The sequence below is a fragment of the Streptomyces sp. NPDC028928 genome, from assembly GCF_055564915.1.
Genome location: NZ_JBVHVI010000024.1, coordinates 1 through 23,671 on the forward strand (window position 1 = coordinate 1; position 23,671 = coordinate 23,671).

The window sequence follows — 23,671 nt, forward strand, 5'->3', positions numbered from 1 at the left end:
CCTCCGCGACCATCGCCTTCGAGGCGTCCGCGTCCAGGCAGCGCAGCGGGTCCGCGTCCAGCTTCTCCACATCCGCCGGGGTCGGATACACCCCCAGCGGCGCCCTCACCGAACACAGCTCCACCACATGCGAGACGATCTCGATACCGGCCGTCTCCTTCAGGTAGGAACGGGCCACCGCACCCAGCGCGACACGGGCCGCCGTCTCCCGGGCCGAGGCACGCTCCAGGACCGGCCGGGCCTCGTCGAAGCCGTACTTCTGCATGCCCGCCAGATCCGCGTGACCCGGACGCGGCCGGGTCAACGGCGCGTTACGGGCCAGCCCGGCGAGGATCTCGGGGTCGACCGGATCGGCCGCCATCACCTGCTCCCACTTCGGCCACTCGGTGTTGCCCACCATGATCGCCACCGGGGAACCCAGGGTCAGCCCGTGCCGGACACCACCCAGGAACGTGACCTCGTCCCGCTCGAACTTCATCCGCGCACCGCGGCCATAGCCGAGCCGCCGCCGCGCCAGGTGATCCGCCACCATCTCCGTGGTGATCGGCACGCCGGCGGGAAGACCCTCCAGCGTCGCGACAAGTGCGGGACCGTGGGACTCCCCCGCGGTCAGCCAACGCAGCCTGCTCAACGGTGCTCCTCAGTGTTCGCGCCCGGTACTGCCCTGCGTACGCGCGTCCTCGCGCACGGCGACGGCGCCACCGGGTGCGCGACCCCGGTGCGCCACCTCCGATCCTCCCACGTCCGGGGGCGGAAACAGGCCGCCGGTCCAGCAAGCGGACGGGACGGGGGCGTCAGCGGGCCGCGAGCGCCTTCTCCCCGGCGTGCCGCATGGCCTCCACCGGGCCGGGGATGTGCCCGGTCATCTGCTCGAACTGGAGCACGGCCTGGTGGACCAGCAGGTCGAGGCCGCTGACCACGGCACCGCCGAACATGGACCAGCGGGCCGCCAGCTCGGTGGGCCAGGGGTCGTAGAGCACGTCGAAGAGGGTGGCGGGGCGTTCCGGTACGGCGGTGGCGAGGGCGTCGGTCGTACCGGCGGGCGTGGTGGCGATCACCAGCGGGGCGCGCAGCGCCTCGGCCGCGTCCGCCCAGTCCGCCGTACGGACCTCCACGTCGAGGCGTTCGCCCCACTGCCGCATCTCGGCGGCGCGGGCCTCGCTGCGGACGTAGGCGACGACCTCCCCGGTGCAGATCCGGGCCAGCGCGGCGAGCGCGGAGGAGGCGGTGGCGCCGGCGCCGAGGATGGCGGCGGACTCCACCTGTTCGATGCCGTGCTCGCGCAGGGCGGCGACCATGCCCGGGATGTCGGTGTTGTCGCCGAGCCGGCGTCCGTCCTCGGTGAAGACGAGCGTGTTGACCGCGTCGACCGAGGCGGCGGTGTCGCTGATCTCGTCCAGCAGCGGGATGACCGCCCGCTTCAGCGGCATGGTCAGCGACAGCCCGGCCCACTCCGGCCCGAGCCGGTCCAGGAAGCCGGGCAGCGCGGCCTCGTCGACGTCGAAGCTGTCGTACGACCAGTCGGTGAGGCCGGCCGCCTCGTACGCCGCCCGGTGCAGCACCGGGGAGAGGGAGTGGGCGATCGGCGATCCGAGCACGGCGGCGCGGCGGCCGTCAGTTGCCCGTGTTGGCATTGAACTTGTCCCTGAGCTCTAGGAATTCCGCGTATGTCTTGGCGAACTCGGTGTTGCTCATACCGTCGGTCGCCACGAAGTAGACCCAGCCGTCGTGCGTCGGGTTCAGCGTGGCCTTCAGCGCGTCCTCGCCGGGGTTGCCGATCGGGCCGGGCGGAAGGCCCGGGTACCGGTACGTGTTGTACGGGCTCGGGTCGCTGTTGATCTCCTTCTCGGAGATGTGGATGTTGCTCGTGCCCTTGGCGTAGTTGTACGTCGAGTCGAACTGCAGCTTGCGGTTCGTCTCGGTGTTGGTGGGCTTGAGGCGGTTGTAGACCACCTCGGCCATCTTGCGGAAGTCGTCGTGCGTCTTGCCCTCGGCCTGGACCAGGCTGGCGACGGTGACGAGCTGGAAGGCGTTGTTCAGGCCGAGCGCCTTGGCCTTCTCGGTCAGGCCGTAGGCGGCGTACTTCTGCTTGGCCTGGGTGACCATCTGCTTCAGGATGGCCTCGGGCTTCATGCCCTTGGCGGCCGGATAGGTGCCCGGGAAGAGGAAGCCCTCCAGCGGGTCCATGACGGCGCTGCCGTTCTGCGCCCAGGCGGGCAGGCCGAGGCTCTTGTACTGCTTGTCGGCGACCTTCTTGGTCGTGCCCGCGGACAGTTCCAGCTTCTTGTCGATGGCCGCGTAGACGCCCGTGTTCCGCTCGCCCGGGGTGACGACGACGTTGTTCTGGCTGCGCGGGTCCAGCATCAGCCGGACGGCGCTGGCCGCGGACATCTCCTTCTTCAGGAGGTAGGCGCCGGCCTGGATGCCGTCGGCACCCGGTGTGTTGGTCTGGGCGCTGACGAAAGCCTCGGCGCTCTTGACGACGCCGGCCTCCTTCAGGCGGCGGCCGATCTCCCAGCCGCCCGCGCCCTTCGGGATCTCGACGGTCACCGTCTGGTCGGTGCCGTCGCCCGCGTAGTCCGGAGCCGTGCCGAAACGATTTTGGTAGAACTGGTACCCGAAGTACCCGACGCCGCCGAGGCCGCCGCCGAAGACCAGGACGACGACCATGCAGGCGCAGCCGGTGCGCCGCTTCTTGCTCTTGACGGGCTTCTTCCCGCCCTTCCCGCCCTTGCCGCGCCGCTCCCGCCGGCTCTGGAGTTCGTGCTCCTCGTCGTCCTCGCCGCCGCCTCCCGCGAAGAAGGCGTGCTCCTCCTCGCCCGCCGGCTCCGGCTCGGGCTCGGGTTCCGGCTCGGGGCGCCTGCGGCCGGGGGGCTCCGGCGGCGGGTAGGCGTCCTCGGTGCCGTAGAAGTCGGGCTGCTCGGCGCCGTAGGCCACGGGGTGCTGGCCGTACGGGTCGCCGGGGTCGGCGGCGTACGGCACATGGCCGTGGGTGCCGGTCGCGTCCCAGCCGCCCTGGTGGAACTGGTGCTGGGTGTGAGCGGCGAACCGCTGGTCGTACTGCTGCTGGCCGGAACCGTCGTGGTACGGGTGCTGCTGCCCGTCGTACCCGGGCTGCTGCTCCTGGTTCCAGTCGCCGTACTGCGGCGTCTGGGGATGGTGCTGCTGCGGCCGGCCGTCGTAGGCGGACTGCCGGCCCGCCTGGGTCTGCTGTCCTCCCCATCCGCCGTCCCCGTACAACGGGTCCTCCGGATGCCACGGTTCGGAGCCTGGGCCCCGGCCATACTCAGTCATCGATCCCCTAGAGCCGCGAGGCCGATCGGTCGCGCGGCCGGTGGGCCGGCTTCCGTTCCGCCTCTTGCTGTGCACCGGCTGTTCGAACACCGGCGCATCGCGCGGAACGTTACCGTATCGCGATCAGATGACCACTTCGACGCCTTCGCCGGGTGGATTACCTGACACCCGTTCGGATTCCAGGGCCTGCTGCAAAATGATGACGGCGGCGGCCTGGTCGATGACCGCGCGGCCCTTCTTCGACCTCACGCCCGAGGCGCGCAGCCCCTGACTGGCCGTCACCGTCGTCATCCGCTCGTCCACCAGCCGCACCGGCACCGGCTTGATGCCCTTGGCCAGCTCCTGGGCGAAGGCGCGGACCTTGACCGCGGCCGGGCCCTCGCCCCCCTTGAGGGAGCGAGGGAGACCGACGACGACCTCGATCGGTTCGTACTCCTCCACCAGTTGGCGCAACCGGCGGTGGGCGGCGGGGATGTCCCGTCCGGGGACGGTCTCCACCGGGGTGGCGAGGATCCCGTCGGGGTCGCACGAGGCGACCCCGATCCGGGCGTCCCCGACGTCGATCGCGAGCCGGCGTCCTCTGCGCATCGTCACTTCGCGGTTTCCGTCACAAGCCGTTCGACGGCCTCGACGGCCTCGCCGATCGCGGCCGGGTTCTGGCCGCCGCCCTGGGCGACGTCCGGCTTGCCGCCACCGCCGCCGCCGAGCGTCTTGGCGGCCGTGCGGACCAGGTCACCGGCCTTGAGGCCGCGCTCGCGAGCGGCGTCGTTGGTGGCGATGACCGTGAGCGGCTTGCCGTTGTTCACCGTGAAGAGGGCCACCACGGCGGCGCGTCCGCCCTGGATCCGGCCGCGCACGTCCAGGACCAGCTTGCGCAGGTCGTCCGGGGTGGTGCCGTCCGGGACCTGGCCGGTCACCAGGGCCACACCGCGCACGTCCTTGGCGGACTCGGCGAGGCCGGCGGCGGCCTGGAGCACCTTCTCGGCCCGGAACTTCTCGATCTCCTTCTCGGCGTCCTTCAGCTTGCCGAGCATGGCGGAGACCTTCTCCGGCAGCTCCTCCGGGCGGCCCTTGAGCAGCTCGGTCAGCTGGTTGACGACCGTGTGCTCACGGGCGAGGAAGTTGTAGGCGTCCACGCCGACGAGGGCCTCGATACGGCGCACACCCGAGCCGATGGAGGACTCGCCGAGCAGCTTCACCAGGCCCAGCTGGGCGGTGTTGTGCACGTGCGTGCCGCCGCACAGCTCCTTGGAGAAGTCGCCGATGGTGACGACACGGACCCGCTCGCCGTACTTCTCGCCGAACTCGGCGATGGCGCCCTGCTTCTTGGCCTCGTCGATGCCCATGACCTCGGCGTGCACGTCGAGGTCGCGGGCGAGCACCTCGTTGATCTTCTGCTCGACGTCGGTCATCACGGCCGTCGGGACGGCGGAGGGGGAGCCGAAGTCGAAGCGGAAGCGGCCCGGCTGGTTCTCGGAGCCGGCCTGGGCGGCCGTCGGGCCGAGGGCGTCCCGCAGGGCCTGGTGGGTCAGGTGGGTGGCCGAGTGGGCGCGGGCGATGGCCGTGCGGCGGCGGGCGTCGATCGAGGCGTGGGCCTTGGCGCCGACGGTCACCTCGCCGACCTGGACGACGCCCTTGTGGACGTACACGCCCGGCACCGGCTTCTGGCAGTCGCGGACCTCGATGACGGCACCGGAGTCGACCTTGATCTTGCCGGTGTCGCCGATCTGGCCGCCGCCCTCGGCGTAGAAGGGGGTGCGGTCGAGGACGATCTCGACCTCGTCGCCCTCGGTGGCGGCCGGGGAGGAGGCGCCGTCGACCAGGATGCCGACGATGGTGGACTCGCCCTCGGTGTCGGTGTAGCCGATGAAGTCGGTCTCGCCGGCGGCGTCGGCGATCTCGCGGTAGGCGCCCATGTCGGCGTGGCCGGTCTTCTTGGCCTGGGCGTCGGCCTTGGCGCGCTCCCGCTGCTCCTTCATCAGGCGGCGGAAGCCGTCCTCGTCCACGGACAGGCCCTGCTCGGCGGCCATCTCCAGGGTGAGGTCGATCGGGAAGCCCCAGGTGTCGTGGAGCAGGAAGGCCTTGTCGCCGGGGAGGACCGTGGAGCCCGCGGCCTTGGTCTCGGTGACGGCGGTGTCGAGGATGTTGGTGCCGGCCTTGAGCGTCTTGAGGAAGGCGTTCTCCTCGGCGAGGGCGACCTTCTCGATGCGCTCGCGGTCGGTGATCAGCTCGGGGTACTGCTGGCCCATCATGCCGATCACGGTGTCGATCAGGTCCTTGACGACCGGACCGGTGGCGCCGAGCAGGCGCATGTTGCGGATGGCGCGGCGCATGATGCGGCGCAGGACGTAGCCACGGCCCTCGTTGCCCGGGGTGACGCCGTCGCCGATGAGCATGGTGGCCGTGCGCATGTGGTCCGTGACCACGCGGAGGGACACGTCCGAGTCGTGGGCCTCGCCGTAGCGGACGCCGGTCAGCTCGGTGGCCTTGTCGATGACGGCCATGGAGGTGTCGATCTCGTACATGTTCTGCACGCCCTGCAGAATCATGGCGAGCCGCTCCAGGCCGAGGCCCGTGTCGATGTTCTTGCTCGGCAGGTCCCCGAGGATCTCGAAGTTGTCCTTGCCGATGCCCTCGCCGCGCTCGTACTGCATGAAGACGAGGTTCCAGATCTCCACGTACCGCTCGTCGTTGACGGCGGGGCCGCCCTCGACGCCGAACTCGGGGCCGCGGTCGTAGTTGATCTCGGAGCAGGGGCCGCAGGGGCCGGGCACGCCCATGGACCAGTAGTTGTCCTTCATGCCCAGGCGCTGGATGCGCTCCTTCGGCACGCCGACGACCTCGTGCCAGATGCGCTCGGCCTCGTCGTCGTCCTTGTAGACGGTGATCCACAGGCGCTCGGGGTCGAGGCCGTAGCCGCCCTTGTCCTGGGGGCTGGTGAGCAGCTCCCAGGCGAGCTTGATGGCGCCTTCCTTGAAGTAGTCGCCGAAGGAGAAGTTGCCGCACATCTGGAAGAACGTGCCGTGCCGCGTGGTCTTGCCGACCTCTTCGATGTCGGGCGTGCGCACGCACTTCTGCACGCTGGTGGCGCGCGGGAACGGCGGCTTGACCTCACCCAGGAAGTAGGGCTTGAAGGGCACCATGCCGGCGGGGACGAGGAGCAGAGTCGGGTCGTCCGCGATGAGCGACGCCGAAGGGACGACGGTGTGCCCGCGCTCCTCGAAGAAGCTCAGCCAGCGGCGGCGGATCTCAGCCGACTCCATCAGTGGTCCTCATTCCGGTTGTACGAGTACGTCGGGTTCTCGATGTACTTCGGGTTGCTGCGGTTGTTCTCGATGGCGGCGTACCGCCGGGGCTCCGGGAGTTCGGGGCTCTCGTGGATGCCGAGGGCCTCCTCCAGCTCGGCCTCCCGCTGCGCCATGTTGTCGCGGACGTCGAGCGCGAAGCCGACCGCGCGGTCCTTCAGCCGCTGACCGGTCTCCAGGGCCTTGTTCGCGGCGGTGGCGGCCAGGCTCTCCGGGGTGAGCTGCTTCAGCTTGCGGTTGACCTTGGTGGTGGCCCACACTCCGGCGGCGACACCGGTGGTGAACCAGAACGTACGGCGGAACATCGCTCGGTCTCAGTCCTTACTTCCGCTTGCGTCGTGCGGCGGGGACCGTCCGGCCCACGATCACGGTACGCCGGGGCGACTTCACAGGCACGTCCTCCTTGCGGCCGCCGAGCGCTCGGCGCACGCCGTAGCCGAAGGCCGCGACCTTGACCAGCGGGCCGCCGAAGGTGGAGGCGACGGTGGAGGACAGCGCGGAGGCGTTGGACGTGACCTCCTGAACGTCGGAGGCGATCGCGTCGACCCGGTCGATCTGGGTCTGCGCCGAGCGCACCGCCTGGGAGGCGTCGGCGAGCAGCGGCACCGCCTGGTCGGTCACGTCCGCGACGAGCTTGGTGGTCGCCTTGAGCGTCTGGGCCAGCCTCGCCAGTGCGACCGCGAGGAAGGAGACCAGGATCGCCCAGAACACGGCCACCAGGATCCCGGCCACCTCTCCACCGGACACTGTGCGCACCCGCTCCCTGAAACGTGCCTGAACATCGAAAAAGTCGTGCCCCGAGCCTATCGCGCCGGGGCCGAGGCTCCGTACCCGATTACCCGGCGGAGCGGGCGGAGTTGCGGGAAGGGATTGTACGGAATGAACACGGTTCAGTACGCTCCGTGTCCCATGCGAGGTCCTCACAGCCCCGGCTCCCGGGCGGACGGCGATCCGTCCCTCGAACTCACCGCTTTCGTCGGGCGCTCGGCCGAGCTGGCCGAGCTGACGGCGGCACTCGGCCAGGCACGGCTGGTGACCGTCACCGGGGTGGGCGGGGTCGGCAAGTCCCGGCTGGCCGCGCGGGTCGCGGCGCGGTGGGCGTCCGGTGCCCCGGCGGGCGGCCCGGCCTGGGGGCGGGTCGAGCTGGCGCCGGTGCGCGATCCGCAGTTCGTGGAGTACGCGGCCGTGGAGGCGCTGGGGCTGACCGACCACACCACCCGCCTGCCCCGGGAGACGCTGCTGGAGCATCTGGCCGGCCGCCCGGCGCTGCTGGTGCTGGACGGGTTCGAGCATCTGGTGGCGGCCTGTGCGGACCTGACGGCGGAGCTGCTGCGCAGCCTGCCGGAGCTGCGGGTGCTGGCCGTGGGCCGGCGTCCGCTGGGCCTCGCGGGCGAGCGGCTGTTCCCGCTGGCACCGCTCGGCGAGGACGAGGCGGTGGAGCTGTTCACGGACCGGGCCCGGGCGCAGGGCGTGCCGGTGGCCGACGGCGTCGAGGTGCGGGAGCTGTGCCGGCGGCTGGAGGGGATCCCGCTGGCGCTGGAGCTGGCGGCCGGGCGGCTGCGGGCGCTGTCCCCGGCGCAGCTGCTGCAGCGCCTGGACGACCGGTTCCGGCTGCTGACCGGCGGCGGCCGGGACGCCCTCCCCCGGCACCAGACGCTGCGCACGGCGATCGGCTGGAGCCACGAGCTGTGCACGCCGGCCGAACGGCTGCTGTGGGCGCGGCTGTCGGTGTTCGCGCAGACCTTCGACCTGGAGGCGGCCGAGTACGTGTGCAGCGGCGACGGGCTGGCCGCCGAGGACGTCCTGGACGTGCTGTCGGAGCTCCTCGCCCAGTCGGTCCTCGCCCGCGAGGAGACCCCGGCGGGCCCCCGCTACCGGATGCTGGACACGGTCCGGGCCTACGGCGCCGAGTGGCTGGAGGCGACCGGGGACGCCGGCCGGCTGCGCCGACGGCACCGGGACTGGTACTTGGGCCTGGCGACCTGGTGCGAACTGGAGTGGTTCTCGCCCCGGCAGCGGGAGGTGGCCGCGCGGGTCGAGGCCGAGCTGCCGAATCTGCGGACCGCGCTGGAGTTCTGTCTGACCGAGCCGGAGGAGGCGCATCTCGGGCAGCATCTGGCGGGTTCGCTGTGGTTCTGCTGGGTGGGCTGCGGCCGGCTCTCCGAGGGGCGGCGCTGGCTGGAGCGCAGCGTGGAGCTGGACTCGGAGTACGAGCAGTCCCGGCTGAAGGCGCTGTGGGTGCTCGGCTATGTGGCGATCCTGCAGGGCGACACCGTACCGGCGCTGCAGGCGCTCCAGGCCTGCCGGGAGCAGGCGGAACGGTCGGCCGATCCGACGGCCGTGGCGTACGCCGAGCACCGCACCGGCTGTCTGGCCCTGGTCTCGGATGACATGGCCCGCGCAGAAACGCTGCTGCGGTCGGCGCTGGAGCGCTACCAGGAGATCGGCGAGCTGAACAGCAATGTGCTGATGGGCCAGGTGGAGCTGGCGATGACGCGGGCGTTCCAGGGGGATCTGGCGGAGGCGGTACGGCTGTGCGAGGACGTGCGCCGGGTGTGCGAGGACCACGGGGAGCGGTGGGCCCGGTCGTACGCGCTGTACGTGCTGGCGTACGCGGCCTGGCAGGGCGGCGATCCGGCCCGCGCGCGGGAGCTGCTGACGGACTGCCTGGACGACGCGCACACGTTCCGCGATCTGCTGGGGACGGTGCTGTCGATCGAGCTGCTGGCCCTGGTGACGGTGACGCAGGGCGATGCCGTGGAGGCGGCGGTGCTCCAGGGTGCCGCCGGGCGGATGTGGCCCTCGGTCGGGCTGCCGCTGTTCGGTTCGGCGTACTACAACGCCCCGCACGAGCTGTGCGAGGCGACGGCCCGGGAGGCGCTGGGCGACGAGGGGTACGAGGACTGGGTGCGCCGGGGGGCGCGGCTGGACCGGGAGACGGCGGTGGAGCGGGCGCTGCGGCACGACGTGCGGCCGCTGCCGGCGCTGCCGACACCTCGGGGGCCGGTCCCGCGCACCCGCGCCGGACAGCGCGAACCCGCCGCCTCGCCCACCCGGAAGGGCGGGGAGACGGCGGGCTGAGGTGCTACGCCTGGGCTGGGGTCAGCGGGCGTAGTACTCGACGACGAGCTGCTCGTCGCAGATCACCGGGATCTCCTTGCGGTTCGGCTCGCGGTCCAGGCGGAACGCCAGGGCCTTGAGGTTCACCTGCAGGTAGCGCGGGGTCTCGCCGTCGGGGGCGAAGCCACCCTCACGGGCGATCTGGAAGAGCGTCTTGTCCTTGGAGCGGTCGCGGACCTGCACGACGTCGTCCGGGCGGACGCGGAAGGACGGCTTGTCGACCTTCTGGCCGTTGACCTGGATGTGGCCGTGGACGACCATCTGGCGGGCCTGGTAGATCGTGCGGGCGATGCCCGAACGCAGGACCAGCGCGTCGAGGCGGCGCTCCAGCTCCACGATCAGGGCCTCACCGGTCTTGCCCTGGACCTTGGACGCACGCTCGTAGGCGCGGACCAGCTGGCGCTCGGAGATGTCGTACTGAGCGCGCAGGCGCTGCTTCTCGAGCAGACGGACCTTGTAGTCCGAGTTCTGCTTGCGGCCGCGGCCGTGCTCACCCGGCGGGTAGGGACGGGCCTCGAAGTACTTGACGGCCTTCGGGGTCAGCGCGATGCCGAGGGCACGCGACTTCTTGACCTTGGGGCGGGACTGGTTCGCCACTGTCTTTCGTCTCTTTCGTAGTGTCGGCTTGTCAGGGTTACGGAGGTCGCATCCGCAGCCGGGAAAACCCGCCGGACCCCGCGAGGGGCCTGCCGGGCAGCCGTTTCCCTGGTCTGGGCACATACGTGCAGCACGCGAGTGGCCCACCGACCGTCCCGGTACTCCGGGTGGTGGTGGGCTGCCCGCGACACCGTTCGACGGTGCGCGACGCTCCTGGAACCCTCTGGGGGTTCCGGCTGTCCGTCCCGCTCTGACAGCACGGGACTCAGCACTTCGGATCAGTCTACAGGGTGCTCACGACCGCTTGCGACCGAGGTGCTTGCGGGTCCACTCGACGGCGTCCGCGTATCTGGCCTCGGCGCCGTGCCGGCTCGGCGTGTAGTACTCGCGGTCCTTCAGGGCGTCCGGGGCGTACTGCTGCTGGGCGATGCCCTCGGGGAGGTCGTGCGGGTACACGTACCCCTGGGCGTGGCCGAGCTTGGCGGCGCCCTTGTAGTGACCGTCGCGCAGATGCGGCGGCACCGGTCCGGCCAGGCCCTTGCGTACGTCCTCCATGGCGGCGCCTATCGCGGTGGTCGCCGAGTTGGACTTGGGTGCCAGCGCGAGGGCGATGGTGGCGTGGCTGAGGGTGAGCGCGGCCTCCGGGAAGCCGATCATGGCGACGGCCTGTGCGGCGGCGACCGCGATCGGCAACGCGTTCGGGTCGGCCAGGCCGATGTCCTCGCTGGCGGAGATCATCAGGCGGCGGGCGATGAACCGGGGGTCCTCGCCGGCCTCGATCATGCGGGCCAGGTAGTGCAGGGCCGCGTCGACGTCGGAGCCGCGGATGGACTTGATGAGGGCGCTGGCGACGTCGTAGTGCTGGTCGCCGTCGCGGTCGTACTTCACGGCGGCGCGGTCGACGGTCTGCTCCAGCGTCTGGAGGCTGATCTCGGTCTCGCCCTGGTCGAGGGCGGCCCCGGCGGCGGCCTCCAGGGCGGTCAGGGCGCGGCGGGCGTCGCCGCCGGCGATCCGGAGCAGGTGCTCCTCGGTGTCCTCGGGGAGGGCGACGGCGTCCTTCAGACCGCGTTCGTCGCTGAGGGCTCGCCGGAGCAGGCCGCGGATGTCGTCGTCGGTGAGCGGTTCGAGGGTGAGCAGGAGGGAGCGGGAGAGCAGCGGGGAGATCACCGAGAAGTACGGGTTCTCCGTGGTGGCCGCGATCAGGGTCACCCAGCGGTTCTCCACGGCCGGGAGCAGGGAGTCCTGCTGGGCCTTGCTGAAGCGGTGGATCTCGTCCAGGAAGAGGACGGTCTCCTTGCCGAAGCCGCCGGTGGCGCGGCGGGCGCCGTCGATGACCGCGCGGACCTCCTTGACGCCCGCGGTGATCGCGGACAGCTCCACGAACCGCTTGTTGGTGGCCTTCGACACCACGTACGCCAGGGTGGTCTTGCCGGTGCCGGGCGGGCCCCAGAGGATCACCGAGGACGGTCCGGCGGGGCCGCCGTTGCCCTCGCCGACCAGTCGGCGCAAGGGGGAGCCGGGCCCCAGCAGGTGCTGCTGGCCCACGACCTCGTCGAGTGTGCGCGGGCGCATGCGCACCGCCAGGGGGCTGGCCGCCGGGTCCTTCTCCTGGCGTTCTTCTGCTGCTGCGGTGAAGAGGTCGGGTTCCACGCTGAAACCCTAGAACACCGCACTGACAATCCCCTCAGGACCGTCAGCTGGTCCAGAAGTCCCACCAGCGGGTGAGGACCAGCATGCCGATGATGCCGACGTGCAGGACCGGCAGCACCCAGGTGAACTCGCCGAAGAAGGACTTCAGCCAGCGCGGGGACGGCAGGAAGTCGTTGCGGATGTTGAACGAGGTGACGTACCAGAACATCGCGATCGTGGCGACCCAGGCCAGCGAGCACCACAGGCACAGCGCGTTGATCCGGTACAGGGACTGGAACTGCAGCCAGGTGCAGAAGGCCACGCCGAAGAGGGTGCCGAAGTTGAAGGTCAGCCAGTACCAGCGCGGGAACCGGGCACGGGCCAGCAGGCTCATGCCGACGCAGATGACGATGCCGTACGCGACCAGGCCGAGCATCGGGTTCGGGAAGCCGAAGGCGGCGGCCTGCTTGCTCTCCATGACGCTGCCGCAGGACACCACCGGGTTGAGGCTGCACCCGGGGGTGAACGTCTTTCCGGCGACCTTGGCTTCCAGCAGCTTGAACTTGTCGATCGTGATGACCCAGGCGGCCAGCAGTCCGGCCGCGCCGGTGATCACCAGCAGGATGGCGAAGGCACGGCTGCCGCCGACCATGCGCGGGGCGTCGGCGCCGCGCTCCGGACCGGGCTCCGCGGAGACGTCCTTGACTGTCGTCTTGCTCATCACGCCGATTCCGTCACTTGAGAGTTGGACCATCTTCGGGCACGGGTCATTGTGCCGCACACGCCTGTGTGCGCACCGTTCACTCCCCATAAGGATGTACGTACGACGAGTGGCGTCTGCTCGGTTCCGGACAGCGCCGCGTGCCTACGGCAAAGGCGCCGGACACCCCCTCAGGGAGCGTCCGGCGCCCATGCGCGCGCGTGCGGGGTTCAGCCGAGCCGGGCTTCCAGTTCCGCCACGATCTCGTTGACGCCGATCGCCGTCTGCTCTCCGGACTCCATGTCCTTGAGCTGGACGACGCCCTCGGCGAGGTCGCGCTCGCCGGCGACGATCGCGTACCGGGCGCCGGAGCGGTTGGCGTTCTTCATGGCGCCCTTCAGGCCCTTGCCGCCGTACGCGAAGTCCGCCGCGATGCCCACCTTGCGCAGGTCGGTGACCTTCGCGAACAGCACCCGGCGGGCCTCCTCGCCGAGCGGGACGGCGTAGACCGACGTGGTGGACGGGATGTCCAGTTCCACGCCCTCGGCCTCCAGCGCGAGGACCGTGCGGTCGACGCCCAGGGCCCAGCCGACGGACGGCAGCGCGGGCCCGCCGATCATCTCGGACAGGCCGTCGTACCGGCCGCCGCCGCCCACAGCGGACTGCGAGCCGAGACCGTCGTGCACGAACTCGAAGGTGGTGCGGGTGTAGTAGTCCAGGCCGCGCACCAGCTTCGGGTCGTCCTCGAAGGAGACACCCGCGGCGGTGATCAGCTCGCGGACCTCCTCGTGGTACGCCTTGCACGCGTCGCACAGGTAGTCGCGCAGCAGCGGCGCGCCGGTCAGCTGCTTCTGCACCGACTCGCGCTTGTCGTCGAGCACCCGCAGCGGGTTGATGTCGACGCGGCGGCGCGTGTCCTCGTCCAGGTCCAGGCCGCGCAGGAACTCCTGCAGCGCCGTCCGGTACACCGGGCGGCACTCCTTGTCGCCGAGGCTGTTCAGCAGGATGCGGAAGTTCCTCAGCCCCAGCGAGCGGTACGCCTGGTCGGCCAGGATGATCAGCTCGGCGTCCAGCGCCGGATCCTCGGCACCGATCGCCTCGGCGCCGACCTGGGAGAAGTGGCGGTAGCGGCCCTTCTGGGGGCGCTCGTAGCGGTAGTACGAACCCGAGTACCAGAGCTTGACCGGGAGGTTGCCCGCCTTGTGCAGGTTGGCCTCGAGCGCGGCGCGCAGCACGGAGGCCGTGCCCTCGGGACGCAGGGCCAGCTTGTCGCCGCCCTTGGTCTCGAAGGCGTACATCTCCTTGGTCACGATGTCGGTGGATTCGCCGACACCGCGCGCGAAGAGTTCGACGCTCTCGAAGCCCGGGGTCTCGATGTAGCCGTAACCGGAGTTGCGCAGGGGGGCGGCGATCGCCTCGCGGACCGCCAGGTACGTGGCCGAGTCCGGCGGAATCAGGTCGTAGGTGCCCTTGGGGGCCTGGAAGGTGCTCACGGAAGGTCTCTCGTCACATTCCTCGTCGGGGAGCCTCGGCGGCTCCCTGGCCGGCGGCCACTTCCCGCAGATAGGGGTTGGTGGCGCGCTCCTGGCCGATGGTCGTCTGGGGGCCGTGGCCGGACAGGACCACAGTGGAGTCGTCGAGCGGCAGGCACACGCGGGCCAGCGAGTCGAGCATGTCCACCATGGATCCGCCCGGCAGATCGGTGCGTCCGATGGAGCCGGCGAACAGCAGATCCCCGGAGAAGAACACCGACGGGATGTCGGCGGTCTCGGGCATCCGGAAGGTCACCGACCCCTTGGTATGGCCCGGCGCGTGCGCGACGGAGAACTCCAGTCCGGCCAGCTTCAGGGCCGCGCCGTCCGTCAGCTCCCTGACGTCGTCCGGCTCCCCCACGGTCAGCTCGCCCATCAGCGGCATGCCGATGGACCGGCCGAGCGCCTTCTCGGGGTCGCTCATCATGTACCGGTCCTCGGGGTGGATCCAGGCCGGTACGTCGTGCGCCCCGCAGACGGGGACGACCGAGGCCACGTGGTCGATGTGGCCGTGGGTGAGGACGACGGCGACGGGCTTGAGCCGATGCTTCTTCAGTGCTTCCTCGACGCCTGGGGCGGCCTGGTGGCCCGGGTCGATGATCACGCACTCCTCACCGGCGGCGGGGGCGACGAGATAACAGTTCGTCCCCCAGGCCCCGGCGGGGAACCCGGCAATGAGCACGATCGTCCTTCGTTGTGTCGATTACAGGCGGCTTCCGCTGCTGTCAGAGCCTACCGGCGCTGCCGTTTCCTCAGCGAACCCATATACGGTACGGGGCTACACGCAGTGGTCGGATCACGAGGACGCACGCGTACCGCCCGACACACGACACCCATGAGGAGAGAACCCGGTGGTCAGCCAGGAGCAGCGGCGGCGTCAGCTCGCCCGGGAGAAGTTCTTGCGGCAGCAGCAGCGGCGCACCGAGGCGCGGCGCAAGGCCCGCCTGCGCAACTCCGTGATCGCGTCGGTACTGGGCGTGGTCGTGATCGGCAGCGTCGCCCTGTACACGACCGGGGTGCTGAAGGACGACGGCGACAAGAAGGAGAACGCGAGCGCCGAGGTCACCCCGAGCGCGACGCCCACCAGCAAGGCCCCGGACCCGTGCCAGAAGCCGGCGGTCGGCTCGGTGGAGAAGCTCAGCTGGAAGAAGGAGCCGGCGATGTCGATCGACACGTCGGCGAAGTACACGCTGAAGCTCGCGACGACGTGCGGTGACATCAGCGTCGCGCTGAAGACGTCGGCGGCCCCGCACACGGTGAACTCGTTCGACTTCCTCGCGGGCAAGGGCTACTTCGACCACACCAAGTGCCACCGCCTGACCACCCGGGGCATCTACGTCCTGCAGTGCGGCGACCCCCAGGGCACCGGCATGGGCGGTCCGGGGTACACGCTCCCGGACGAGAACCTGAAGGACAAGAGCCTGAAGAACAACACCTACCCGGCGGGCACGGTGGCGATGGCCAACACCGGGCAGAAGCACACCGGCGGCAGCCAGTTCTTCCTCGTCTACAAGGACAGCCAGCTGCCGCCGAGCTACACGCCCTTCGGCACGATCGACGCGGCGGGCATGAAGGTGCTGAACAAGATCGCCGCGGCGGGCGAGAGCACCGGGGCCGGTGACGGCGCCCCGAACGCGACCGTCGTGATCGACAAGGCGACGGTCACCAAGTCCTGACGTCACCGGAGGCTCGGGAACGGCCGACTGCCGAATTTCGGTCGCGCTGGATGCGGACAGGCAACCCGCTGGTCGCCTATGTTGGCCGTGACGAAACTGTGGACGATGCCCGGGGGCGCTGAGGCCCCCGCAGGCATCATGTGGAGGAGGCGCTGTGAGCAGCGACCCGTGGGGCCGCGTCGACGAGACGGGGACCGTGTACGTGCGTACGGCCGACGGCGAGCAGGTCGTCGGTTCCTGGCAGGCCGGCTCCCCTGAGGAGGCGCTGGCCTACTTCGAGCGCAAGTACGAGGGCCTGGTTGTCGAGATCGGCCTCCTCGAGAAGCGAGTGCGGACCACCGACCTGTCGGCGAAGGACGCCCAGGCCGCCATCGACCACCTGCGCGAGCAGGTCGACGCCCATCACGCGGTCGGTGACCTGGACGCGCTGCGGCGGCGGCTGGACAAGCTTGTCGAGACCGTCGAGGCGCGCCGCGAGGAGCGCAAGGCGCAGCGGGCCAAGCAGTCCGACGAGGCCCGCAAGGCCAAGGAGGCGCTGGTCGCCGAGGCGGAGGAGCTGGCGCAGTCCGACCAGTGGCGGGCGGCCGGTGAGCGGCTGCGGTCCCTGGTGGACACCTGGAAGGGCCTGCCGCGTCTGGACCGCAAGTCGGATGACGAACTGTGGCACCGCTTCTCGCACGCCCGGTCGGCGTTCTCCAAGCGCCGCAAGGCCCACTTCGCGCAGCTGGACGCGCAGCGCGAGGAGGCCCGCCGCATCAAGGAGCGGCTGGTCGCCGAGGCCGAGGCGCTGTCCGGTTCGACGGACTGGGGTCCGACGGCCGCCCGTTACCGCGAGCTGATGGCGGAGTGGAAGGCTGCGGGCCGCGCCCAGCGTGAGCACGAGGACGACCTGTGGAACCGCTTCCGCGGCGCCCAGGACGTCTTCTTCGCCGCCCGCAGCTCGGTGTTCGCCGAGCGGGACGCGGAGCAGTCGGAGAACCTCAAGCTGAAGGAGGAGCTGGCCGAAGAGGCCGAGAAGCTCCTGCCGGTCACCGACCTGAAGGCCGCCCGGGCCGCCTTCCGCTCGATCAACGAGCGCTGGGAGGCCATCGGTCACGTCCCGCGGGACGCCCGGCCGAAGGTCGAGGGCCGGATGCACGCCGTGGAACGGGCGATCCAGGAGGCCGAGGAGGCCGAGTGGCGCCGGACGAACCCGGAGGCCCGCGCGCGTGCCGAGGGCCTGACCGGTCAGCTCCAGGCCGCCGTGGACAAGCTCAAGGCGCAGATCGAGCAGGCGCGCGCCCAGGGCAACAACGCCAAGGCCGACAAGCTGGAGAGGGAGCTGGAGGGCCGCCAGGCGCTCCTGGAGCAGGCTCTGAAGGGCCTGCAGGAGTTCGGCGGCTGAATCCCTCACCGAGCAATGTCAAGGGCCCCGTACGCGCGTACGGGGCCCTCTTCGGTTCCTGGGCGCGGGTCTACGAGCGGCTGCGTCCCGAGGTCACGCGGTACACGTCGTACACGCCCTCCACGCCCCGGACGGCCTTCAGGACGTGACCGAGGTGCTTCGGGTCGCCCATCTCGAAGGTGAACCGGGAGGTGGCCACCCGCTCGCGGGAGGTCTGGACGGCCGCCGAGAGGATGTTGACGTGCTGGTCCGACAGGACCCGGGTGACGTCCGAGAGGAGACGGGACCGGTCCAGCGCCTCGACCTGGATGGCGACCAGGAAGACCGAGGACTGGGTGGGCGCCCACTCGACGTCGAGGATGCGCTCGGGCTCACGGGACAGGGACTCGACGTTGACGCAGTCGCTGCGGTGAACCGATACGCCGCTGCCGCGGGTGACGAAGCCGATGATCGGGTCGCCGGGCACCGGCGTACAGCACCGGGCCAGCTTGACCCACACGTCCTCGACGCCCTTGACCACGACACCCGGGTCGGCGCTGGAGCGGCGCTTGCGGCTACGGGTGCGGGACGGCGGGACCGTCTCGTCGATCTCCTCGGTGGCGGCCTCCTCGCCGCCGAGGGCCTGGACGAGCTTCTGCACGATGTTCTGCGCCGAGACATGGCCCTCGCCGATCGCCGCGTACAGCGCGGAGATGTCCGAGTAGCGCATCTCGTGGGCGAGCGTGACGAGCGAGTCGCCGGTGAGGATCCGCTGGATCGGCAGGTTCTGCTTGCGCATGGCCCGCACGATGGCGTCCTTGCCCTGCTCGATCGCCTCGTCCCGGCGCTCCTTGGAGAACCAGGCGCGGATCTTGTTGCGGGCCCGCGGCGACTTGACGAAGCCGAGCCAGTCCCGGGACGGGCCGGCGCCCGCCGCCTTGGAGGTGAAGACCTCCACCAGGTCGCCGTTGTCCAGGGTGGATTCCAGCGGGACCAGGCGGCCGTTGACCCGCGCTCCTATGGTGCGGTGGCCGACCTCCGTGTGCACGGCGTAGGCGAAGTCCACCGGGGTGGCACCGGCCGGGAGCGCGATGACATCACCCTTGGGCGTGAAGACGAAGACCTCGTTGCGGGACAGGTCGAAGCGCAGGGACTCCAGGAACTCGCTGGGGTCCTCGGTCTCCTTCTGCCAGTCCAGCAGCTGCCGCAGCCACGCCATGTCGTTGATGGCGTCCTTGTCCTTGCCGGACGCCTTCGGTACGTCGGTACGGACCTTGGAGGCGCCGGCGACGGCCTCCTGCTTGTACTTCCAGTGCGCGGCGATGCCGTACTCGGCGCGGCGGTGCATGTCGAAGGTGCGGATCTGCAGCTCGACCGGCTTGCCGTTGGGGCCGATGACCGTCGTGTGCAGCGACTGGTACATGTTGAACTTGGGCATCGCGATGTAGTCCTTGAACCGGCCGGGGACCGGGTTCCATCGCGCGTGCACGGTGCCGAGGGCGGCGTAGCAGTCGCGGACCGTGTCGACCAGGACACGGATGCCCACCAGGTCGTAGATCTCGGCGAAGTCGCGGCCTCGCACGATCATCTTCTGGTAGACGCTGTAGTAGTGCTTCGGGCGGCCGGTGACGGTCGCCTTGATCCGGGCGGCCCGGAGATCGGCCTGGACCTCGTCGGTCACTATGGCGAGGTACTCGTCCCGCTTGGGCGCGCGCTCGGCGACGAGCCGTACGATCTCGTCGTACATCTTGGGGTAGAGGATCGCGAAGGCGAGGTCCTCCAGCTCCCACTTGATGGTGTTCATGCCCAGGCGGTGGGCGAGCGGCGCGTAGATCTCCAGCGTCTCGCGCGCCTTCTTCTCCTGCTTCTCGCGCTTGAGGTAGCGCATGGTGCGCATGTTGTGCAGGCGGTCGGCGAGCTTGATGACCAGGACGCGCGGGTCCTTGGCCATGGCCACGACCATCTTGCGCACGGTCTCGGCCTGCGCGGCCTCGCCGAACTTGACCTTGTCCAGCTTGGTGACGCCGTCGACGAGCAGGGCGACGGTGTCGCCGAAGTCGCGGCGGAGCTGGTCCAGGCCGTACTCGGTGTCCTCGACGGTGTCGTGCAGCAGGCCCGCCATGAGGGTGGCCGGGTCCATGCCCAGCTCGGCGAGGATGGTGGTGACGGCGAGGGGGTGCGTGATGTACGGGTCGCCGCTCTTGCGCTTCTGGCCGCGGTGCCAGCGCTCGGCGACCTGGTAGGCGCGCTCGATCTGCCTGAGCGTGGAGTTCTCGATCTTCGGGTCGTTGCTGCGCACTATGCGCAGCAGCGGTTCCAGGACCGGGTTGTACGGGTTCGCGCGCTGGACGCCGAGGCGGGCGAGGCGGGCCCGGACGCGGTTGGAGGAGCCGGTGCGGGTGGGCGGGGTGGCCGGCTGGCGCACCACCGGGGGCTGCGCCGGGCGCTCCGGCGAGGGGGTGGGGGACGGCTTGGGGCGCGCGGACTCGGCGCTCTTCTCGACGGGCGCCGACTGGGCGTGCTCGACCGTCCCGCGGGGGTCGTTCTTCACGTGGGAAGCGTTCGGCGCGGGTTTCGCCGCGGGGGCCGAGGCGGGCTCGGGCTTGGCGGCGGTCAGTGGCTGGGCCTCGTCTGGCAAGAGGACTCCTCGTGCGCGATCCGGGTCCCCCGGTCAGGCTCCGGAAACCCCAATGGTAGCGATCCCGCGCCCGGTCATCGCCTGCAGGCGGCTGTGAGGACCGTCAATCGATGAAACACGGCGCGCGGCCTGGGGATTCCGGCTGGGGATTCCGGGCGGCTTCGGTGGTTGTCCGACCCGGCGGGGGCTCCCCCGTCACCCTGTGCGGGTCGGCCCCTGCGGGCCTCGGCTTCGGCCGCTTCGCCTGTTGTCGCCGGGGGGCTGGAATGCGGACGGCCGCCCCGGAGGTCGGGGCGGCCGTTTGCTGGGACGGGGGAGGTCAGACCTGGAGGAGGGCCTTCAGGGGGGCGCCGTTCAGGGCTGGTTGCAGGCGGGGGCGGGCTGCCAGGAAGGTCAGTTCCATCAGGACCGCGAGGCCGGCGACCTCGGCGCCCGCGCGGTGGATGAGCTGGATCGCGGCCTCGGCGGTGCCGCCCGTGGCCAGGACGTCGTCCACGATCAGGACGCGGTCGCCGTGGGTCAGGTCCTCCGCGTGCACCTCGATCTCCGCCGAGCCGTACTCCAGGTCGTACGCCTGGCGCAGGGTGGCTCCGGGCAGCTTGCCCGCCTTGCGGACCGGGATGAAGCCGACGCCCGCGCGGACGGCGACCGGGGCGCCGAGGATGAAGCCCCGGGCCTCCAGACCGACGATCTTGGTCGCGCCGGTGGTGGCGGCGATCTCGGCCAGCTCGTCGGTGAGCGCGGTGAAGGCCGCCGGGTCGGCGAGGAGCGGGGTGATGTCCTTGAACATCACCCCCGGCTCCGGGTAGTCGGCGACGTCACGGATGCGGCTGAGCAGCAGCTCCTGGATGTCGGTCATCGGCGCTTCCCCGAGGTACGGCCGCGGCCCCGGCCACGGGACGCGGGCTGGCTGCGCGGGCCCACCACGGCGGGCGCGGCGTCGTCGGCGTCGTCACCCGCGGCGCGGGCCTCCGCGGACTCCTCGTCCGGACCGGCCTGGGCACGCTTGGCCAGAACCCGCTTGGTGAGCGCCTTCATCGCCGGCTCGCGCTCCTTGAGGTCGGCGACGAGCGGCGTGGCGATGAAGATCGACGAGTAGGCACCGGCCGCGAGGCCGACGAACAGCGACAGGGAGATGTCGTTGAGCGTGCCCGCGCCGAGGAAGCCGCCGCCGATGAAGAGCAGACCGGCGACCGGCAGCAGGGCGACGACCGTGGTGTTGATGGAGCGGACCAGGGTGCCGTTGATCGACCGGTTGGCGATGTCGCTGTAGGTGAACCGGGTCTGCTTGGTGATGTCCTTCGTCTGCTCCTTGAGGCTGTCGAAGACGACGACCGTGTCGTAGAGCGAGTAACCGAGGATGGTCAGCAGACCGATGACCGTACCGGGCGTGACCTCGAAGCCGACCAGGGCGTAGATACCGGTCGTGATGGTGATGTCGTGGATCAGCGCGACCAGGGCCGCGATGGCCATGCGCCATTCGAACGCGATCGCCAGGTAGATCACGACGAGGACCATGAAGATCGCCAGGCCCTCCCAGGCCTTGTTGGCGATCTGCTCGCCCCAGCTCGGGCCGACCAGGTCGGCGGCGAGCTTCTCGGGGTCGAGGTTCAGGTCCTTGGCCAGCTCCTGCTTGACCTTGTCGGACTGGTCGGTGTCGATGCCGGCGATCTGGATGCGCAGGCTGCCGTTGCCGAGCTTCTGCACGACCGACTGGTGGCCGGAGGCCTCGTTGGCGTACTCCTCCGCCTTGGCCACCGACGTGCTCATCTTGGTCGGCGTGGTGAACACCGCGCCGCCCTGGAACTCGATGCCCATGTTCAGGCCGCGCACCGCCAGGCCGACGATGGCCGTGATGGTGATCAGGATCGAGACGCCGTACCAGATCTTGCGCTTGCCGACGAAGTCGTACGAGATCTCGCCGCGGTGCAGTCGAGCGCCGAGGTTGCCGAGTTTCGACATCGCTCAGGCCTCCTTCGGGTCGACGGGGCCGGCGGCGGGACCGGCGGGACGGCGGGTGCGGCGCAGCGGCGGCTTGGCACCGAGGCTCTTCGGGTCGAGCCCGGACCACTTGTGGCCGTTCGAGAAGAACTTCCGCCGGGCCAGGAGCGTCATCAGCGGCTTGGTGAAGAGGAAGACGACGACCACGTCGAGCAGAGTGGTCAGGCCCAGCGTGAACGCGAAGCCCCGCACCTTGCCGACGGTCACGATGAACAGCACCGCGGCGGCGAGGAACGACACGAAGTCGGAGACCAGGACCGTGCGCCGGGCACGCGGCCAGGCCCGCTCGACGGCGGGGCGCAGCGTGCGGCCCTCGCGGATCTCGTCCCGGATGCGTTCGAAGTACACGATGAACGAGTCCGCGGTGATACCGATGGCGACGATGGCACCGCAGACGGCCGGCAGGTTCAGCGCGAAGCCGATGGCCGGGCCGAGCAGCGACATGATCACGTAGGTGAGGATCGCGGAGACCAGCAGGGAGGCCATGGCCACGAGGGACAGGCCGCGGTAGTAGACCACCAGGTAGATCACGACGAGGGCGAGGCCGATCGCGCCGGCGAGCAGACCGGCGCGCAGCTGCTCACCGCCGAGCGCGGCGGTGACGGTGGTGACCGACTGCTCCTGGAAGGACAGCGGCAGGGCGCCGTACGACAGCATGTTGGCGAGGCTCTGGGCCTCCTCCTGCTTGAAGCTGCCGGAGATCTCCGCCTGACCGCCCGTGATGGCCTGCTGCACGAAGGGGCTGGAGACGACCTCGCCGTCGAGGACGATGCCGAACTCGTTCTGCGGCTGCGTCTTCTGGGCCAGCTCGCCGGTGATGTCGGCGAACTTCTTGGCGCCCTTGCCGGTGAAGGTCATCTGGACCTGCCAGCCGGCGGCGCCCTGGGTGTCGAAGACGGCCTGGGCCTTCTTCACCTCGGTGCCGTCCACGGCGGCCGGGCCGAGCAGGTACTTGTACCAGGCGCCGTCGATCTCGCCGCAGGCCACGGTGGTGTCGCCGGGCTTGGCGTTCTTCCCGGCCTTGGCGCGGTCGGTGGGCTTGGTGCAGTCCAGGGCGGCGTACTGGGCCTGGAGCTTGGAGTTCGCGTTCGAGCCGCTGGAGGGCGAGGCCGACGGGGTGGCCGACGGCTTGCCGCTGCCGGAGGCGGACGCCGAGGGGGTGGAGTCGGCCTTCAGCGCGTCACTGACGGCACGGCCCTGGGAGGTCGCCGTGGCCGTGGGGGACGCGGAGCCGGTGGAGGACGCCTTCTCGCCGGTGGAGGCGGTCGGCGAGGGGCTGCCGCTCGGCTTCGGCGAGGAGCTGCCGCTGGAGGAGGCGCTCGGCGAGGGGCTCTGGGTGGCGGCCCCGCTGGGCTCGCTGGCCAGGACCGGCCGGAAGTACAGCTTTGCGGTGGTGCCGACCTGCTCCTGGGCCTCCTTGGAGTTGGTGCCCTTGGGGATGTTGACGATGATGTTGTCGTTCCCCTGGGTCTGCACCTCCGCCTCGGAGACGCCCAGGCCATTGACACGGCGGTTCATGATGTCGACCGCGGTGTCCATGTTGGCCTTGTTGATCGCGGACCCCTGGTCGGCCTTCGCCTTGAGCGTGATGCTCGTGCCACCGGCGAGGTCGATGCCGAGACGCGGGGTGGTGTGCCCGGAGAGGAACATCCCTCCGGTGAGCGCCACGATGGCGATCAGGATGAGGGCCAGCGAGCGCCCTGGCTTGCTCTGGGCGCTCGCGCTTCGGCCCCTCTTAGGTGCTGCCACCTTCTCGTACTCCCTCTCGGGCCGCCCCGCGCCCGGTCGGCGCGGTCGGCCATGACATGGAATCGGG

General features: G+C 70.5%; 19 protein-coding genes. 3 read left to right on the forward strand and 16 right to left on the reverse strand.

From position 1 onward, the window contains the following. The 7 genes from aroC to ACZ4U1_RS38075 form a co-directional block, all read right to left on the reverse strand. A partial coding sequence (gene aroC / locus ACZ4U1_RS38045; protein WP_467908752.1) for a chorismate synthase occupies positions 1-631 on the reverse strand: 631 nt, incomplete at its 3' end. Positions 632-794: 163 nt separating this feature from the next. Beyond that, entirely contained in the window at positions 795-1,634 is an 840-nt protein-coding gene (locus ACZ4U1_RS38050) for a shikimate dehydrogenase (RefSeq protein WP_467908753.1), read from the reverse strand. Then, positions 1,615-3,294 carry an endolytic transglycosylase MltG gene (gene mltG, locus ACZ4U1_RS38055; protein ID WP_467908754.1) on the reverse strand — a complete coding sequence of 560 codons (1,680 nt, stop codon included), beginning with the start codon at positions 3,292-3,294 and terminating at the stop codon, positions 1,615-1,617. The genes ACZ4U1_RS38050 and mltG overlap by 20 nt, the downstream gene beginning before the upstream one ends. Before the next feature lie 123 nt (positions 3,295-3,417). Next, positions 3,418-3,882: a Holliday junction resolvase RuvX gene (gene ruvX / locus ACZ4U1_RS38060; protein ID WP_467908824.1), complete on the reverse strand. Its 465-nt coding sequence runs from the start codon at positions 3,880-3,882 to the stop codon at positions 3,418-3,420. Between the two features lie 2 nt (positions 3,883-3,884). After that, positions 3,885-6,557, reverse strand: coding sequence for an alanine--tRNA ligase (gene alaS, locus ACZ4U1_RS38065; protein ID WP_467908755.1), 2,673 nt, complete (start codon positions 6,555-6,557; stop codon positions 3,885-3,887). Beyond that, positions 6,557-6,904, reverse strand: a complete 348-nt coding sequence (locus ACZ4U1_RS38070) for a hypothetical protein (protein WP_467908756.1) — start codon at positions 6,902-6,904, stop codon at positions 6,557-6,559. The genes alaS and ACZ4U1_RS38070 overlap by 1 nt, the downstream gene beginning before the upstream one ends. A 16-nt stretch (positions 6,905-6,920) precedes the next feature. Then, complete coding sequence (locus ACZ4U1_RS38075) at positions 6,921-7,355, reverse strand: DUF948 domain-containing protein (protein ID WP_189397304.1); 435 nt, start codon at positions 7,353-7,355, stop codon at positions 6,921-6,923. 153 nt (positions 7,356-7,508) lie between these two features. Here ACZ4U1_RS38075 and ACZ4U1_RS38080 point away from each other — a divergent pair, with 153 nt between their 5' ends. Further along, positions 7,509-9,680: an ATP-binding protein gene (locus ACZ4U1_RS38080; protein ID WP_467908757.1), complete on the forward strand. Its 2,172-nt coding sequence runs from the start codon at positions 7,509-7,511 to the stop codon at positions 9,678-9,680. Positions 9,681-9,701: 21 nt separating this feature from the next. On the opposite strand, the gene rpsD is transcribed toward ACZ4U1_RS38080, so the two are convergent. The 5 genes from rpsD to ACZ4U1_RS38105 all read right to left on the reverse strand — a co-directional run bounded on the left by rpsD (position 9,702) and on the right by ACZ4U1_RS38105 (position 14,859). Further along, positions 9,702-10,316: a 30S ribosomal protein S4 gene (gene rpsD, locus ACZ4U1_RS38085; protein ID WP_020938857.1), complete on the reverse strand. Its 615-nt coding sequence runs from the start codon at positions 10,314-10,316 to the stop codon at positions 9,702-9,704. Between the two features lie 294 nt (positions 10,317-10,610). Beyond that, positions 10,611-11,966 carry a replication-associated recombination protein A gene (locus ACZ4U1_RS38090; RefSeq protein WP_467908758.1) on the reverse strand — a complete coding sequence of 452 codons (1,356 nt, stop codon included), beginning with the start codon at positions 11,964-11,966 and terminating at the stop codon, positions 10,611-10,613. A 43-nt stretch (positions 11,967-12,009) separates the two neighbouring features. Then, entirely contained in the window at positions 12,010-12,666 is a 657-nt protein-coding gene (locus tag ACZ4U1_RS38095) for a vitamin K epoxide reductase family protein (protein WP_467908759.1), read from the reverse strand. Between the two features lie 209 nt (positions 12,667-12,875). Then, positions 12,876-14,138: a histidine--tRNA ligase gene (hisS, locus tag ACZ4U1_RS38100; RefSeq protein WP_467908760.1), complete on the reverse strand. Its 1,263-nt coding sequence runs from the start codon at positions 14,136-14,138 to the stop codon at positions 12,876-12,878. 13 nt (positions 14,139-14,151) lie between these two features. Then, positions 14,152-14,859: an MBL fold metallo-hydrolase gene (locus ACZ4U1_RS38105; protein ID WP_467908761.1), complete on the reverse strand. Its 708-nt coding sequence runs from the start codon at positions 14,857-14,859 to the stop codon at positions 14,152-14,154. Between the two features lie 169 nt (positions 14,860-15,028). Here ACZ4U1_RS38105 and ACZ4U1_RS38110 point away from each other — a divergent pair, with 169 nt between their 5' ends. Continuing rightward, positions 15,029-15,853: a peptidylprolyl isomerase gene (locus ACZ4U1_RS38110; protein WP_467908762.1), complete on the forward strand. Its 825-nt coding sequence runs from the start codon at positions 15,029-15,031 to the stop codon at positions 15,851-15,853. Positions 15,854-16,007: 154 nt separating this feature from the next. Next, on the forward strand, positions 16,008-17,237 hold the full coding sequence (locus ACZ4U1_RS38115) for a DUF349 domain-containing protein (protein WP_467908763.1): 1,230 nt from the start codon (positions 16,008-16,010) through the stop codon (positions 17,235-17,237). 70 nt (positions 17,238-17,307) lie between these two features. Here ACZ4U1_RS38115 and ACZ4U1_RS38120 read toward each other — a convergent pair whose 3' ends face one another. The 4 genes from ACZ4U1_RS38120 to secD form a co-directional block, all read right to left on the reverse strand. Then, entirely contained in the window at positions 17,308-19,854 is a 2,547-nt protein-coding gene (locus tag ACZ4U1_RS38120; RefSeq protein WP_467908764.1) for a RelA/SpoT family protein, read from the reverse strand. Positions 19,855-20,173: 319 nt separating this feature from the next. Beyond that, a complete protein-coding gene (locus tag ACZ4U1_RS38125) occupies positions 20,174-20,713 on the reverse strand; it encodes an adenine phosphoribosyltransferase (RefSeq protein ID WP_467908765.1) in 540 nt (179 codons plus the stop codon). After that, positions 20,710-21,816 carry a protein translocase subunit SecF gene (secF, locus tag ACZ4U1_RS38130; protein WP_467908766.1) on the reverse strand — a complete coding sequence of 369 codons (1,107 nt, stop codon included), beginning with the start codon at positions 21,814-21,816 and terminating at the stop codon, positions 20,710-20,712. Before secF ends, ACZ4U1_RS38125 begins: the two co-directional genes overlap by 4 nt. Positions 21,817-21,819: 3 nt before the next feature. Next, the gene (gene secD, locus ACZ4U1_RS38135; protein ID WP_467908767.1) at positions 21,820-23,604 is read right to left on the reverse strand and encodes a protein translocase subunit SecD; all 1,785 of its coding nucleotides are present in this window, start codon (positions 23,602-23,604) and stop codon (positions 21,820-21,822) included. Between the last annotated feature and the right edge of the window lie 67 nt (positions 23,605-23,671).